This is a genomic window from Pseudomonas sp. ok266, assembly GCF_900110195.1.
GTDB lineage: Bacteria > Pseudomonadota > Gammaproteobacteria > Pseudomonadales > Pseudomonadaceae > Aquipseudomonas > Aquipseudomonas neuropathica.
On the sequence record NZ_FOCU01000004.1, the window covers coordinates 1 to 15,896 of the forward strand.

General features: G+C 60.3%; 12 protein-coding genes. 4 read left to right on the plus strand and 8 right to left on the minus strand.

The window, feature by feature from the left end:
* Positions 1 to 182: 182 nt before the first annotated feature.
* The 8 genes from fabI to gloB all read right to left on the minus strand — a co-directional run bounded on the left by fabI (position 183) and on the right by gloB (position 11,146).
* Positions 183 to 977 (minus strand): enoyl-ACP reductase FabI, encoded by a 795-nt coding sequence (gene fabI, locus BMY54_RS08065; protein ID WP_007910591.1) that lies wholly within the window; start codon positions 975 to 977, stop codon positions 183 to 185.
* A 19-nt stretch (positions 978 to 996) separates the two neighbouring features.
* Positions 997 to 2,607, minus strand: a complete 1,611-nt coding sequence (locus tag BMY54_RS08070) for an ABC transporter ATP-binding protein (protein ID WP_007910589.1) — start codon at positions 2,605 to 2,607, stop codon at positions 997 to 999.
* A 1-nt stretch (position 2,608) separates the two neighbouring features.
* Positions 2,609 to 3,628 carry an ABC transporter permease gene (locus BMY54_RS08075; RefSeq protein WP_093430714.1) on the minus strand — a complete coding sequence of 340 codons (1,020 nt, stop codon included), beginning with the start codon at positions 3,626 to 3,628 and terminating at the stop codon, positions 2,609 to 2,611.
* Between the two features lies 1 nt (position 3,629).
* Positions 3,630 to 4,703: a microcin C ABC transporter permease YejB gene (locus tag BMY54_RS08080; protein ID WP_007910584.1), complete on the minus strand. Its 1,074-nt coding sequence runs from the start codon at positions 4,701 to 4,703 to the stop codon at positions 3,630 to 3,632.
* A 4-nt stretch (positions 4,704 to 4,707) separates the two neighbouring features.
* Entirely contained in the window at positions 4,708 to 6,549 is a 1,842-nt protein-coding gene (locus tag BMY54_RS08085; RefSeq protein WP_093430715.1) for an extracellular solute-binding protein, read from the minus strand.
* Positions 6,546 to 8,378: an extracellular solute-binding protein gene (locus tag BMY54_RS08090; RefSeq protein ID WP_093430716.1), complete on the minus strand. Its 1,833-nt coding sequence runs from the start codon at positions 8,376 to 8,378 to the stop codon at positions 6,546 to 6,548. The genes BMY54_RS08085 and BMY54_RS08090 overlap by 4 nt, the downstream gene beginning before the upstream one ends.
* A 437-nt stretch (positions 8,379 to 8,815) precedes the next feature.
* The gene (locus tag BMY54_RS08095; RefSeq protein ID WP_093430717.1) at positions 8,816 to 10,279 is read right to left on the minus strand and encodes a transglycosylase SLT domain-containing protein; all 1,464 of its coding nucleotides are present in this window, start codon (positions 10,277 to 10,279) and stop codon (positions 8,816 to 8,818) included.
* A 99-nt stretch (positions 10,280 to 10,378) separates the two neighbouring features.
* The gene (gene gloB / locus BMY54_RS08100) at positions 10,379 to 11,146 is read right to left on the minus strand and encodes a hydroxyacylglutathione hydrolase (protein WP_093431663.1); all 768 of its coding nucleotides are present in this window, start codon (positions 11,144 to 11,146) and stop codon (positions 10,379 to 10,381) included.
* Between the two features lie 66 nt (positions 11,147 to 11,212).
* Here gloB and BMY54_RS08105 point away from each other — a divergent pair, with 66 nt between their 5' ends.
* The 4 genes from BMY54_RS08105 (at position 11,213) to BMY54_RS08120 (ending at position 15,896) form a co-directional block, all read left to right on the plus strand.
* On the plus strand, positions 11,213 to 11,971 hold the full coding sequence (locus BMY54_RS08105; protein ID WP_093430718.1) for a class I SAM-dependent methyltransferase: 759 nt from the start codon (positions 11,213 to 11,215) through the stop codon (positions 11,969 to 11,971).
* A 91-nt stretch (positions 11,972 to 12,062) separates the two neighbouring features.
* The gene (gene rnhA, locus BMY54_RS08110; RefSeq protein ID WP_093430719.1) at positions 12,063 to 12,533 is read left to right on the plus strand and encodes a ribonuclease HI; all 471 of its coding nucleotides are present in this window, start codon (positions 12,063 to 12,065) and stop codon (positions 12,531 to 12,533) included.
* A 216-nt stretch (positions 12,534 to 12,749) separates the two neighbouring features.
* Positions 12,750 to 13,508 (plus strand): DNA polymerase III subunit epsilon, encoded by a 759-nt coding sequence (gene dnaQ / locus BMY54_RS08115; RefSeq protein WP_093430720.1) that lies wholly within the window; start codon positions 12,750 to 12,752, stop codon positions 13,506 to 13,508.
* A gap of 132 nt (positions 13,509 to 13,640) precedes the next feature.
* Complete coding sequence (locus BMY54_RS08120; RefSeq protein ID WP_093430721.1) at positions 13,641 to 15,896, plus strand: Orn/Lys/Arg family decarboxylase; 2,256 nt, start codon at positions 13,641 to 13,643, stop codon at positions 15,894 to 15,896.

Genomic DNA, 15,896 nt, shown 5'->3' on the forward strand with positions numbered 1-15,896 from the left:
AACATCCCGGTTCACCACAAATCCATGTGGGAGCGAGCTTGCTCGCGAAGGCGTCCGGTCAGGCAACATCTCCGTTGAACGTGCTGGCCTCTTCGCGAGCAAGCTCACTCCCACAGGGGGCAGTGTTGCAGGCATAAAAAAACCCGCCAGATCGGCGGGTTTTTTTATTGGCTAGGCGAAGATCACTCTTCGATGTTGCCCATGGCGGTGGTGTTGAAGCCGCCGTCGACGTACATGATTTCGCCGCTGATGCCCGACGCCAGGTCGGAGCACAGGAAGGCGCCGGCGTTGCCGACTTCGTCGATGGTGACGTTGCGACGCAGTGGGGTTTGCGCTTCGTTGGCGGCCAGCATCTTGCGGAAGTTCTTGATGCCCGAGGCTGCCAGGGTACGGATCGGGCCAGCCGATACGCAGTTGACGCGGGTGCCGTCCGGGCCCAGGGAGCCGGCCAGGTAACGTACGCCAGCTTCCAGCGAAGCCTTGGCCATGCCCATTACGTTGTAGTTCGGCATGGTGCGCTCGGCGCCCAGGTACGACAGGGTCAGCAGGCTGCCGTTGCGGCCTTTCATCATTTCGCGGCCGGCTTTGGCCAGGGCCACGAAGCTGTAGGCGCTGATGTCGTGCGCGATGCGGAAACCGTCACGGGTGGTGGCTTCGGTGAAGTCGCCGTCCAGTTGGTCGCCCGGAGCGAAACCAACGGAGTGAACGATGCAGTCCAGGCCGTCCCACTTCTTGCTCAGTGCTTCGAAGACCTTGGCGATTTCTTCATCGCTGGCCACGTCGCACGGGAAGCACAGCTCAGGGCTCGAACCCCAGCCTTGGGCGAATTCTTCAACACGACCTTTCAGTTTGTCGTTCTGATAAGTGAAGGCAAGCTCAGCGCCCTCGCGATGCATGGCGGCAGCGATGCCGGATGCGATGGACAGCTTGCTGGCGACACCGACGATCAGTACGCGCTTACCGGCGAGAAAACCCATGTGTTGCTCCTCTTTCAGGTTATTGCGCAGTGGCTGGTGCCAAAAAAGCGGCTTCCAGCAACTGCTGTGTATACGGATGTTGGGGGGCGGCAAAAATACTTTGCGCGTCTCCCTGTTCGACCACTTGGCCATGCTTGACCACCATCAGCTGGTGGCTCAGCGCTTTGACGACAGCCAAATCATGGCTGATAAACAAATACGTCAGGTTGTACTTGGCTTGCAGTGAACGCAACAGCTCCACCACTTGCCGCTGCACCGTCCGGTCGAGTGCCGACGTCGGCTCGTCCAAAAGGATCAGCGCCGGTTTCAGCACCAAAGCCCGGGCAATGGCGATTCGCTGCCGTTGCCCACCGGAAAATTCGTGGGGGTAGCGGTGCCGGGTTTCCGGATCCAGACCTACCTCCTTCAATGCCGCAATAATCGCCGCCTCTTGTTCCTCGGCGCTGCCCATCTTGTGAATCCGCAGGCCTTCGCCAACGATATCGCTGACACACATGCGCGGGCTCAGGCTGCCAAACGGGTCCTGAAACACCACCTGCATCTCCCGCCGCAACGGGCGAACCTCGTTCTGCGTCAGGCAGTCTAGCTGCTTGCCTTCAAAGCGGATCGCGCCTTTGCTGCCAATTAGCCGCAAAATCGCCAGACCCAGCGTGGATTTGCCGGAACCGCTTTCCCCCACGATCCCCAGGGTCTGACCCTGAGGCAGGCTGAAATTGATGCCATCCACTGCCTTGACGTGATCCACCGTGCGCTTGAGCAGGCCTTTCTTGATCGGGAACCAGACTTTCAGGTCCTCGACCTCAAGCAGTGGCGCGCCGATTTTATTGCTCGCCGGGCCTCCGCTGGGTTCCGCGCCGAGCAATTCCCGAGTGTACGGATGCTGCGGCGAACGGAACAGCTCTGCGCACGATGCCTGTTCGACGATGCAACCGCGCTGCATGACACATACGCGATGCGCAATTCTTCGCACCAGGTTCAAATCGTGACTGATCAGTAACAGCGACATGCCCAATCTGGCCTGTAATTCCTTGAGTAAATCGAGGATTTTCAGCTGAACGGTCACATCCAGCGCCGTGGTCGGTTCGTCGGCAATCAACAATTCCGGCTCGTTGGCCAGGGCCATGGCGATCATCACACGCTGGCGCTGGCCACCGGACAGCTCGTGGGGCAGAGCCTTGAGGCGCTTGTGCGGCTCGGGGATGCCGACCATCTCCAGCAGCTCCAGCGTGCGCTTGGTCGCGACTTTGCCGGTCAGGCCCTTGTGGATGCCGAGCACTTCGTTGATCTGCTTCTCGATCGAATGCAGCGGATTCAGCGAGGTCATCGGCTCCTGAAAGATCATCGCGATGCGGTTACCGCGAATATGGCGGATGGTCTTTTCGCTGAGCCCCAGCAGATTTTGCCCGGCGTAATTGATGCTGCCGGCCGGATGGCGGGCCATCGGATAGGGCAGCAGGCGCAGGATCGAGTGCGCAGTCACCGATTTTCCCGAGCCGGATTCGCCGACCAGCGCCAGGGTTTCGCCGCGTTTGATGTCGAAACTCACGCCTTCGACGACCCGGTGCACGCGCTCGCCGAAACCGAATTCGACGGCGAGGTCGCGCACTTCGATCAGATTGTCCTGATTCATTTCACTTCCTCGGGTCGAAGGCATCGCGAGCGGACTCGCCGATAAACACCAGCAAACTCAACATCAACGCCAGCACGGCAAAGGCACTCATGCCCAGCCACGGCGCTTGCAGGTTGGATTTGCCCTGGGCGACCAGTTCACCCAGCGACGGACTGCCGGCCGGCAAGCCGAAACCGAGGAAGTCCAAAGCGGTGAGGGTGCCGATGGCGCCGGTGAGGATGAACGGCATGAAGGTCATGGTCGAGACCATCGCGTTGGGCAGGATGTGGCGGAACATGATCGCGCCGTTCTGCATGCCCAGCGCTCTTGCTGCGCGCACGTATTCGAGGTTGCGGCCACGGAGGAACTCGGCGCGCACCACGTCGACCAGGCTCATCCACGAGAACAGCAGCATGATCCCCAGCAGCCACCAGAAATTTGGCTGGACAAAACTGGCGAGGATGATCAGCAGATACAGCACCGGCAGCCCCGACCAGATCTCCAGAAATCGCTGCCCGGCCAGATCGACCCAGCCGCCATAGAAACCCTGCAAAGCACCGGCAATCACGCCGATGATCGAACTCAGCACGGTCAACGTCAGCGCGAACAGCACCGAGATGCGGAAACCGTAGATCACCCGCGCCAGCACATCGCGGCCCTGATCGTCGGTGCCCAGCAGGTTATCCGCCGAGGGCGGCGCCGGGGCCGGGACTTTCAGGTCGTAATTGATGCTCTGGTAGCTGTAGGGAATTGGCGCCCACAACACCCACGCATCCTTGGCCTTGAGCAGTTCGCGGATGTACGGGCTCTTGTAGTTGGCTTCCAGCGGGAATTCGCCGCCGAAGGTGGTTTCCGGGTAGCGCTTGATCGCCGGGAAGTACCAGTTGTTGTCGTAATGCACCACCAGCGGCTTGTCGTTGGCGATCAGCTCGGCGCCCAGGCTAAGGCCGAACAGCACCAGAAACAGCCACAGCGACCACCAGCCACGCTTGTTGGCCTTGAACAGTTCGAAGCGGCGGCGGTTGAGAGGGGACAGGTTCATCTCAATGCTCCCGGCTTTCGAAGTCGATGCGCGGATCGACCAGAGTGTAGGTGAGGTCGCCGATCAGTTTCACCACCAGCCCCAGCAGTGTGAAGATAAACAGGGTGCCGAACACCACCGGGTAATCGCGGTTGATCGCCGCTTCGAAACTCATCAGGCCGAGGCCGTCGAGGGAGAAGATCACTTCCACCAGCAAGGATCCTGTGAAGAAGATGCCGATGAACGCCGACGGGAAACCGGCAATCACCAGCAGCATGGCGTTGCGGAACACATGGCCGTACAACACGCGATGACGCGTCAGGCCTTTGGCCTTGGCGGTGACCACGTATTGCTTGTTGATCTCGTCGAGGAAGCTGTTTTTGGTCAGCAGGGTCATGGTCGCGAAGTTGCCGATCACCAGTGCGGTCACCGGCAGCGCCAGGTGCCAGAAGTAATCGAGGATCTTGCCGCCGAAGCTCAGTTCATCGAAGTTGTTTGAGGTCAGACCCCTTAGCGGGAACCAGTCGAGATAACTGCCGCCGGCAAACACCACGATCAGCAGGATCGCAAAGAGAAACGCCGGGATCGCATAGCCGACGATGATCGCCGAACTGGTCCACACGTCGAAATGGCTGCCGTGTCGCGTGGCTTTGGCGATCCCCAACGGAATCGACACCAGGTACATGATCAGCGTGCTCCACAGCCCCAGCGAGATCGACACCGGCATCTTTTCCTTGATCAGGTCGATGACCTTGGCGTCGCGGAAGAAACTGTCGCCGAAATCCAGCTGCGCGTAGTTCTTGACCATGATCCACAGACGTTCCGGGGCCGATTTGTCGAACCCGTACATGTGCTCGATTTCCTTGATCAGCGCTGGGTCCAGACCCTGCGCGCCGCGATAGGACGAGCCGGCCACCGACACCTCGGCACCGCCGCCGGCAATCCGGCTGGTGGCGCCTTCGAAGCCTTCGAGCTTGGCGATCATCTGTTCCACCGGGCCACCGGGCGCGGCCTGGATGATCACGAAGTTGATCAGCAGAATGCCGAACAGGGTCGGGATGATCAGCAGCAGTCGCCGAAAAATATACGCCAGCATCTGATTACTCCGTGCCCACAGGGTCGGCTTGCAGTTTGGTTTCGACTTCTATTGCCGGTTTTGCGTCGGGCTTGACCCACCAGGTGTTAATCCCGATGTCGTACTTGGGCGAGACTTTCGGGTGGCCGATGTGGTTCCAGTAGGCCACGCGCCAGGTCTTGATGTGCCAGTTCGGCACCACGTAGTAACCCCATTGCAGCACGCGATCCAGTGCGCGGGCGTGGGCCACCAGGCTTTTGCGTGAGTCGGCGTTGATCAGGTTTTCGACCAGTTGATCGACAATCGGATCCTTCAGGCCAATGGTGTTGCGGCTGCTCGGTTTGTCGGCAGCGGCGCTCATCCAGAATTCGCGCTGTTCGTTACCCGGTGAGTTGGACTGCGGGAAGCTGCCGACCATCATGTCGAAGTCCCGCGAACGCACGCGGTTGATGTACTGCGAAACGTCGACGCGGCGGATTACCAGATCGATGCCAAGGTCGCTGAGGTTGCGCTTGAATGGCAGCAGTACGCGTTCGAATTCGGTCTGCGCGAGCAGGAACTCGATCACCACCGGTTTGCCCGTGGAGTCGACCATTTTGTCGTCGACGATCTTCCAGCCGGCCTCTTGCAGCAGTTGGTAGGCCTCGCGCTGCTGCGCGCGGATCATGCCGCTGGCATCGGTCTTCGGATTCTCGAACGCTTCGCTGAACACCTGCGCCGGCAGTTTGCTGCGGAACGGTTCGAGGATCGCCACTTGATCGGCATCGGGCAGGCCGGTGGCGGCCATTTCCGAGTTCTCGAAATAGCTGCGAGTGCGGAAGTAGGCGCCGTTGAACAGCTGTTTGTTGGTCCATTCGAAATCGAACAGCAGACCGAGCGCCTGACGCACCCGCACATCCTGAAACACCGGCCGGCGCAGGTTGAAGACGAAGCCCTGCATGCCGGTCGGGTTGCTGTTGGCGATCTGCTCCTTGATCAAACGGCCTTCGGTAACCGCCGGGATGTTGTAGGCGTTGGCCCAGTTCTTTGCGGTCATTTCCAGCCAGTAATCGAATTGTCCAGCCTTCAGCGCTTCGAGGGCGACGGTGTTGTCGCGGTAGTAATCGGTGGTCATCGTGTCGAAGTTGTAGAAACCACGGTTGACCGGCAGGTCCTTGCCCCAGTAATCCTTGACCCGCTCGTAACGCACTGAACGTCCGGCCTTCACTTCGGCAACCTTGTAAGGGCCGCTGCCCAGCGGGATTTCCAGGTTGCCCTTGGTGAAATCGCGATCGGCCCACCAGTGTTTGGGCAGTACCGGCAACTGGCCGAGGATCAGCGGTAGTTCACGGTTATTGGTGTGCTTGAACTTGAAGAGCACTTTCAGCGGATCTTCGGCGATCACCTCGGAAACGTCGCTGTAGTAGCCGCGAAACAGTGGCGAACCTTCTTTTGTGAGCGTGTTGAAGCTGAACACCACGTCCTCGGCGCGTACCGGGTGGCCGTCGTGGAAGCGCGCTTCCGGGCGCAGGTAGAAACGCACCCAGCTGTTGTCCGGGGCTCTTTCGATCTGCCGGGCGATCAGGCCGTATTCGGTGAAGGGTTCGTCGAGGCTGTGTTTGGTCAGAGTGTCGTAGATCTGCCCGACGTCATCGGCCGGTACGCCTTTGCTGATAAACGGGTTGAGGCTGTCGAAGCCGCCGAAACCGGCCTGACGGAAGATGCCGCCCTTGGGCGCATCGGGGTTCACATAATCGAAATGCTTGAAATCGGCCGGGTATTTAGGCGGCTCGTTGTACAGGGTCACGGCGTGTTGCGGAGCGGCAAAAGCCAGCCCGGCGAACAGCAAACCGCTGGCCTGGACGAGCAGGGCGCGGATCGGTTTCATTGATCTTTCTCCGAAGACTTCAGCCACCACGCGCTCAGGCCCAGGGTGTAGGGCGGCGTGGTGACGAAGGCCAACCGGTTGCGGTAGGCCAGACGGTGATAATTGAGGTACCAATTGGGAATGCTGTAGTGCTGCCAGAGCAGCACGCGGTCGAGCGCCTTGCCGGCGGCGACCTGCTCGTCGCGGGTGCGCGCGGCGAGCAATTGTTCGAGCAGGTGATCCACTACCGGGTTGGCAATGCCTGCGTAATTCTTGCTGCCCTTGACCCCGACCTGACTGGAGTGGAAGTACTGCCACTGCTCAAGCCCCGGACTGAGGGTCTGGTTGAGCGTCATCGAGATCATGTCGAAATCAAATTGATCGAGGCGCTGTTTGTACTGCGCCCGATCCACGGTGCGCAGGCGCGCGTCGATGCCGATGCTGTTGAGGTTCTCGATATAGGGCTGGTAGAGGCGCTCCAGGTTCGGATTGACCAGCAACAGCTCGAACCGCAGCGGTTGGCCGTCAGCGTTTTGCAGGCGCTGACCGTTGAGCTTCCAGCCGGCTTCGGCGAGCAATGCCAATGCCTTGCGCATGGTTTCCCGGGGGATGCCGCGACCGTCGGTTTGCGGCAGGGTGAACGGCTCGGTGAACAGCTTGGCCGGCAGTTGTTCCTTGTACGGCTTGAGCATCAGCCATTCATGCCCGACCGGCAGGCCGGAGGTGGTGAACTCACTGTTGGGGTAGTAACTGGTGGTGCGTTTGTAGGCATCGCTGAACAGCGCGCGGTTGGTCCACTCAAAATCGAACATCAGGCCCAGCGCTTCACGGGTCTTAACGTCCGAGAACGTCGCACGGCGGGTGTTCATGAATAGGCCCTGAGTCTGGGTCGGGATCTGATGCGGGATCTGCGCCTTGATCACGTCGCCACGGAGCACGGCGGGGAAGTTGTAGCCGTTGGCCCAGTTCTTCGCCTGATGCTCGATGTAAATGTCGAACTCGCCAGCCTTGAACGCTTCGAAGGCCACGTCGCTGTCGCGGTAAAACTCGACTTCCATGCGATCGAAGTTGTACTTGCCGCGATTGACCGCCAAGTCCTTGCCCCAGTAATCCTTGACCCGCTCGAAGATCAACTGCCGGCCCGGCGTCACCGAAGTAATGCGATACGGGCCGCTGCCCAACGGTGGTTCGAAGGTGGTGGCCTTGAAGTCGCGGTCTTTCCAGTAATGCTGCGGCAGCACCGGCAACTCGCCGAGGCGCAGGATCAGCAGCGGATTGCCCGAGCGCTTGAACACGAAGCGAATGCGCTGCTTGTTGAGAATGTCGACCCGCAGCACTTCCTGCAACGCGGTACGGTACAGCGGATGGCCGTCCTTGAGCAGCGTTCGATAGGAGAAAGCCACGTCATAAGCGGTGATCGGCGTGCCGTCGTGGAAACGCGCCTCGGGACGCAGGTTGAAGACGACCCAGCTGCGATCTTCGCTGTACTCCACCGATTGCGCGATCAAACCATAGCTCGACGCCGGCTCGTCACCGGACGGCGAATACTGGCCGGTGCCGACCATTAGCGGCTCGTTCAGCTCATTGATGCCGTACTGGAGGAAATTCGCGGTGGTCACCGGGCTGGTGCCTTTGAACGTGTACGGATTGACCGTATCGAAGGTGCCGAACGCCATCACCCGCAACGTACCGCCCTTGGGCGCTTGCGGGTTGACCCAGTCGAAGTGGGTAAATCTGGCCGGGTACTTGAGCGTGCCGAACTGCGCATAACCGTGACTTTCGGTAATCGTCGCGCTTGCGGTTGAGCTCAAGGCCAGGCTGATCAGGAGCAGGAGGAGGGGACGCTTCAAGTCAGATCCGATCCAGGCGGCTTGGGCTTAGTGGGCCGTACAGTAACAGCTTGTCTGGACAGGAAAAAGACGGGAGTTAATGCAGGGTTAATCGTTTGCGCGAAGAGCCCCTCACCCTAACCCTCTCCCGGGGGGAGAGGGGACTGACCGAGTTGTTTCTTCGAGCTGCGCCGACCTGAACTGTCGAGCCGAACTTACGTTTTGAAAAGCCCCTCACCCTAACCCTCTCCCGGAGGGAGAGGGGACTGACTGTGGAGTCTGGGCGAATTGCATCGACGTGCGATACCGAGTCGAACTCGGATTTTGAACAGCACGGAGATCGGCTCCCTTTCCCCCTCGCCCCCGTGGGGGAGAGGGCTGGGGTGAGGGGGATCGATCTAAAGCACACCACAAAATCCGGACCAAAAAAAGCCCCTGAAATCTCAGGGGCTCTTCTGTCAGTGCGGCTGATAAACCGTGAGCATCTGCCCAGGCTTCAGTGCTTTACCCGCACCCGGATTCCAGCGCTTGAGATGCTGCATCTCAACGTTGAAGCGCTTGGCCACCACGTACAGCGTGTCGCCGCGTTTGACCTTGTACTGGGTTTGCTGCGCGCTGTCGTCCTTGCCTTTGCTCTTGCTGTTGGCCGCAATCACCGTGTTGACCCGGCCGGATTTGCGCGCCGGCGCACGCTTGGTGGTGTCTTGCATCACCAGGGTCTGACCAACCTTGAGGTTCTTGCCGGTCAGCTTGTTCCAGCGCTGCAGATCCTTGACTTCGACCTTGTTGGCCTTGGCGATGGAACCGAGGTTGTCGCCACGCTTCACCCGATAGGCACGCTTGAGCTGCGCCACTTCCGACGGATCGGCGCCTTCGAAGACTGGTTTCAGCGAACGCGGGCTGATCAACTCTTCCGGACGCATGGTCTGCAAACTGGCCGTCAGCAATTGCGCCTTCGACGTCGGCACCAGCAAATGCTGAGGGCCGTCGATGGTGGTGCGTTGCTTGAAGGCCGGGTTGAGCTGGAACAGTTCGTCTTCGTCGATGTTGGCCACCGCAGCGACCTTGGACAGGTCCATGCGCTGGTTGATTTCGACGACCTGGAAGTACGGTTCGTTGGCGATCGGGTTGAGGTTCACGCCGTAGGCTTCCGGCGCCAGCACCACTTGCGACAGCGCCAGCAGCTTCGGCACGTAGGCCTGGGTTTCCGCCGGCAACGGCAGGTTCCAGTAGTCGGTGGGCAGGCCGAGCTTTTCGTTACGTTCGATGGCACGGCTGACCGTGCCTTCACCGGCGTTGTACGCCGCCAGGGCCAGCAACCAGTCGCCGTTGAACATGTCGTGCAGGCGGGTCAGGTAATCCATCGCTGCGGTGGTCGAGGCGGTGATGTCGCGACGGCCATCATAGAAGCGCGTCTGACGCAGGTTGAAGTAACGCCCGGTGGACGGAATGAATTGCCACAGCCCGACTGCATCGGCCCGGGAATAGGCCATCGGGTTGTAGGCGCTTTCAATCACTGGCAGCAGGGCCAGTTCCAGCGGCATGTTGCGTTCTTCGAGGCGTTCGACGATGTAGTGAATATAGAGACTGCCGCGTTCACCGGCGTTCTCGAGGAAAGAGGGATTGCTGGCGAACCACAGGCGCTGTTGCTCGATGCGCGGGTTGACGCCGAGACCTTCCTGCAGCTGAAAGCCCTGGCGCATGCGCTCCCAGATGTCCTGGGGAACCTGTGGGCTGGGCTTTTCGGACAGCCAGATCGGCTTCTGCTTGGCTCGCGCAGCAATGTTCGGCGTATGGGTCGCTTCAGTCTGCGGAGCATGGCTGGAACAGCCCGCCAGCGTGGCGGACACAGCCACCGCGATGGCTTGCGCCAGGCGGGTCAATGCGTCTGAATTGACGGACTTACGTATGGATGACGACATTGGCTGGAAGTAAGTTCCGGGCAAAAATGTCGGGCGATTCTAGAAAGCGCACCCCCTGCGGTCAACCATTCAGAATTTTTGTACCAAGTAGTGGGGGGCTTAGAACTTATCTTTCCAAGCCCGCAGAGCCGCAAATACCTCACTCGGCGCCCGGTTTTGAGCGCCTGCCCGTTCGTCCACTTTTTGTGTAACTAATGTTTCAGAGGTACGCAAGAACGGGTTTGTGAGCTTTTCCAGTGCCAGGGTCGAAGGCAGGGTCATGACGCCGTTTTGCCGCTGCTGAGTGACTTTTTCCAGACGGGCGGCGATGTCCGGATTGCCCGGCTCGACGGCAGCGGCAAACTTCAGATTGCTCAGGGTGTATTCATGGGTGCAGTAGACCAGGGTATCTTCCGGTAGAGCAGCGAGGCGGCTGAGCGAGTGGTGCATTTGCTCCGGCGTGCCCTCGAACAGGCGACCGCAACCGGCGGCGAACAGGGTGTCGCCGCAAAACAGCAGGCCGTGGTGGTAATAGGCAATGTGTCCCAAGGTGTGACCGGGCACCGCATAGACGTCGAAGTCCCAGCCGAGCACGCTGACCGTGTCGTTGTCCTCGAGCGCCACGTCGCGCCCCGGGATGCTTTCGCTGGCCGGGCCGTAGACTTTTGCGCCGCTCAGCGCTTTCAGGCGTTCGACGCCGCCGACATGATCATGATGGTGGTGGGTGATCAGGATATCGCTCAACACCCAGCCCGGATGCGCTGCAAGCCACGCCTGCACCGGCGCGGCATCGCCCGGGTCGACCACGGCGCAGCGCTGGGTGCGGTGATCCTGTAACAACCAGATGTAGTTGTCGGTGAACGCGGGCAGGGCACTGATCTGTATCATCGTCGGAATTCGCCAAGCGGAAAACATTGGCGCATCTTAGTAGTTCCTGGCGCTTTGGAGAATGCGATGAGTGATAAAGCGTTCGCACAGGCTGATCCTGACTGGCTGGCCCTGATCGGTGCAGCCCGTGAATGGCTGTCCGGCCCGCTCGGGCAATTTCTGCTCGATGAAGAGCGGCGCATGCTCGAAGACGAGTTGGGCCGTTTCTTTGGCGGTTATCTGGTGCACTACGGGCCATCGGCCGAAACCCCGCCGTCGGCACCGCAAGTGCAGCGCAATGTGCGCCTCGGTGCACCGTTGCCCGGGGTCGAGATTGTCTGCGAGGAGCAGGCCTGGCCGCTGAGCGAGCATGCCGCCGATGTGGTGGTGATGCAGCACGGTCTGGATTTCTGCCTGTCGCCCCACGGTTTGCTGCGTGAAGCAGCGAGCAGCGTGCGTCCCGGTGGGCATTTGCTGATCATCGGCATCAACCCCTGGAGCACCTGGGGCCTGCGCCATGTGTTCGCCCACGACGCCTTGCGCCAGGCGCGCTGCATCTCGCCGTCGCGGGTCGCCGACTGGCTCAATCTGCTGGGCTTCGCGCTGGAGAAACGCCGCTTCGGGTGCTATCGTCCGCCGCTCGCGTCACCCAAGTGGCAGGCCCGTCTGGCCGGCTGGGAACGCAAGGCCGGTGACTGGCAACTGTCGGGTGGCGGCTTCTATTTACTGGTCGCGCGCAAGATTGTGGTCGGACTGCGACCGTTGCGTCAGGAACGGCGCGAGCCGATGGGCAAGCTGATTCCGCTGCCGATGGCCAAGGTCAACCGCCGCCGCATCGAACCGTAAAACTTTCTTTTATTTGTGGCCGGGTGTGTCCCGGCCTCGGTCATTGTCGATCCGTGATCGGCAGGACAGGCAATTTTCTGGATATATTGGCATGAGCGAAAGCGTTGAAAGCGTCGACACCGTAGAGCTGTTCACTGACGGCGCCTGCAAAGGCAACCCCGGCCCCGGCGGCTGGGGCGCCTTGCTGGTGTGCAAGGGCGTCGAAAAGGAACTGTGGGGTGGCGAAACCAACACCACCAATAACCGCATGGAACTGCTCGGCGCGATCCGTGGCCTCGAAGCCTTGAAGCGGCCGTGTGAAGTATTGCTGGTGACCGACTCGCAGTACGTGATGAAGGGCATCAACGAGTGGATGGCCAACTGGAAGAAGCGCGGCTGGAAAACCGCCGCGAAAGAACCGGTAAAGAACGCTGATCTGTGGAAAGAGCTGGATGAGCAGGTCAACCGCCACAAGGTCACCTGGAAGTGGGTGCGTGGGCATATTGGCCATCACGGTAACGAGCGGGCCGACCAGTTGGCTAACCGTGGCGTTGACGAAGTGCGCGGCTACAAGCAAAGCTGATTTCGCTTCTGAGCCGTGGTGCGGCCATTCGCGAGCAAGCTCGCTCCCACAGGGAAATGCATTCCAGATCTGATGCCCTTCCCTGAATTGGAATGCATTCCAATGTGGGAGCGAGCCTGCTCGCGAAGGGCGCGCCACGGTCTGACTGAAACACCCCGCCGAGCGTGTTAACATCCGCGTTTTTTGCAAGATCGACCCGTTGAGAGCTGAACACTGATGGCCACCAGATCCGTTGTACTCGATACCGAAACCACCGGCATGCCGGTGACCGATGGTCACCGGATCATTGAAATCGGTTGTGTCGAACTGATCGGTCGGCGCCTGACGGGCCGGCATTTTCACGTTTACCTGCAGCCGGATCGCGAGAGTGATGAAGGCGCCATCGGCGTCCACGGCATCACCAACGAATTCCTCGTCGGCAAGCCGCGCTTTGCCGAAGTGGCCGATGAGTTCTTCGAGTTCATCAAAGGCGCGCAGCTGATCATCCACAACGCGGCGTTCGACGTTGGCTTCATCAACAACGAATTCGCCCTGATGGGGCAGCACGATCGCGCTGACATCACCCAGCACTGCTCAATCCTCGACACCCTGATGATGGCTCGGGAACGTCACCCGGGGCAGCGCAACAGCCTCGATGCGTTGTGCAAGCGCTATGGCGTCGACAACTCCGGCCGTGAACTGCACGGCGCCTTGCTCGACTCGGAGATTCTCGCCGACGTCTACCTGACCATGACCGGTGGCCAGACCAGCCTGTCGCTGGCCGGCAACGCTTCCGACGGCAATGGCACGGGCGAGGGCGCGGACAACTCGGCGACCGAGATTCGCCGCTTGCCGGCTGATCGTCAGCCAGCGCGGATCATTCGTGCAACCGAAGAGGAACTGGCGGCGCATCTGGTGCGGCTGGAAATTATTGCCAAGTCTGCGGGTGGCCCGGCGATGTGGACGCAGATCGCGGAAGCTGACGCCCAGGCTTGAAGATCAACGGATCGGACGATCTTTGCTTTTGGCGGCATGAAGCCAACTGGCCACCCTCGCCACATTCGCTGCAACCCTCTACCCTGAGTGCATTGGCCGATTCAATTCGGCCGCCTCAGGACACTGAGCCTCATGTACAAAGATTTGAAGTTTCCGGTGTTGATCGTTCATCGCGACATCAAGGCCGACACGGTCGCCGGTGACCGTATCCGTGGCATTGCCCAAGAGTTGGAGCAGGAAGGTTTCAGTATCGTGTCGGCCACCGACTACGCCGAAGGGCGGTTGGTCGCGTCGACCCATCATGGTCTGGCGTGCATGCTGATTGCCGCCGAGGACGCCAGCACCCACTCACATTTGTTGCAGAACATGGCCGAGCTGATCGGTCTGGCGCGGGTGCGTGCGCCGGATCTGCCGATCTTTGCCCTCGGCGAGCAAGTCACCCTGGAAAATGCGCCGGCCGATGCCATGGCCGAGCTCAATCAACTGCGCGGCATTCTCTATCTGTTCGAAGACACCGTACCGTTCCTCGCCCGGCAAGTGGGCCGTGCGGCGCGCAAGTACCTCGATGGTTTGTTGCCACCGTTTTTCAAGGCGTTGGTGCAGCACACCGCCGACTCCAATTATTCCTGGCACACCCCTGGCCATGGCGGCGGTGTGGCGTATCACAAGAGTCCGGTCGGGCAGGCGTTTCACCAGTTCTTCGGTGAAAATACCCTGCGTTCGGATTTGTCGGTGTCGGTGCCGGAGCTCGGTTCGCTGCTCGATCACACCGGGCCGCTCGCCGAAGCCGAAGCGCACGCCGCGCGCAATTTCGGCGCCGATCACACCTTTTTCGTGATCAATGGCACCTCGACCGCCAACAAGATTGTCTGGCATTCGATGGTCGCGCGCGACGATCTAGTGCTGGTTGACCGCAATTGCCACAAGTCGGTGTTGCACGCGATCATCATGACCGGGGCGATCCCGCTGTATCTGTGCCCGGAGCGTAATGAGCTGGGGATCATCGGCCCGATCCCGCTGAGCGAATTCAGCCGCGAGTCGATTCAGGCCAAGATCGACGCCAGCCCGCTGACCAAGGGCCGCGCGCCGAAAGTCAAACTCGCCGTGGTCACCAATTCGACTTACGACGGCCTCTGTTACAACGCCGAGCTGATCAAGCAAAGTCTCGGCAACAGCGTCGAGGTGCTGCATTTCGACGAGGCCTGGTACGCCTATGCGGCGTTTCACGAATTCTTCGCCGGGCGCTACGGCATGGCCACCTCGCGCAGCGAAGACAGCCCGCTGGTATTCACCACGCATTCCACGCACAAGCTGCTCGCTGCCTTCAGTCAGGCCTCGATGATTCATGTGCAGGACGGCGGTGCGCGGCAACTGGACCGTGACCGTTTCAATGAAGCGTTCATGATGCACATCTCGACTTCACCGCAGTACAGCATCATCGCCTCGCTCGACGTTGCCTCGGCAATGATGGAAGGCCCGGCCGGGCGTTCGCTGTTGCAGGAAACCTTTGACGAAGCGCTGAGCTTCCGTCGCGCGCTGGCCAATCTGCGGCAGCACATCGCCGCTGATGACTGGTGGTTTTCGATCTGGCAGCCGCCGGGTGTCGAGGGCATCGACCGCGTGCAGACCGAAGACTGGTTATTGCAACCGGATGCCGAGTGGCATGGTTTTGGGGAGGTCAGCGACGATTACGTGTTGCTCGATCCGATCAAAGTCACGCTGGTCATGCCGGGGTTGAACGCCGGCGGCGCGCTGAGCGAGAAGGGCATCCCGGCGGCGGTAGTCAGTAAATTCCTCTGGGAGCGGGGGCTGGTGGTGGAGAAGACGGGTCTGTATTCATTTCTGGTGCTGTTCTCCATGGGCATTACCAAAGGCAAATGGAGCACGCTGCTCACCGAGTTGCTGGAATTCAAACGCAGCTACGACGCCAATGTGCGCCTCGACACCTGCCTGCCGTGTGTTGCTCAGCAAGACATCGTGCGTTATCGCGGCATGGGCCTGCGGGATTTGTGTGATCAACTGCACGCCTGTTATCGCAGCAATGCCACGGCCAAACACCTCAAGCGCATGTACACCGTGCTCCCGGAAATTGCCATGAAACCGGCGCACGCCTACGATCATCTGGTGCGTGGCGAAGTCGAGGCGGTGCCGATCGATGAGCTGGAAGGGCGCATCGCCGCGGTGATGCTGGTGCCGTATCCGCCGGGGATTCCGCTGATCATGCCCGGCGAACGCTTTACCGAGTCGACACGCTCGATCATTGATTACCTGAAATTTGCTCGCACGTTCGATAGCAGCTTCCCCGGTTTTGTCGCGGATGTGCATGGATTGCAGCACGAAGATGAAGGCAATGGGCGGCAATACACCGTCGATTGCGTCAAGGAATGA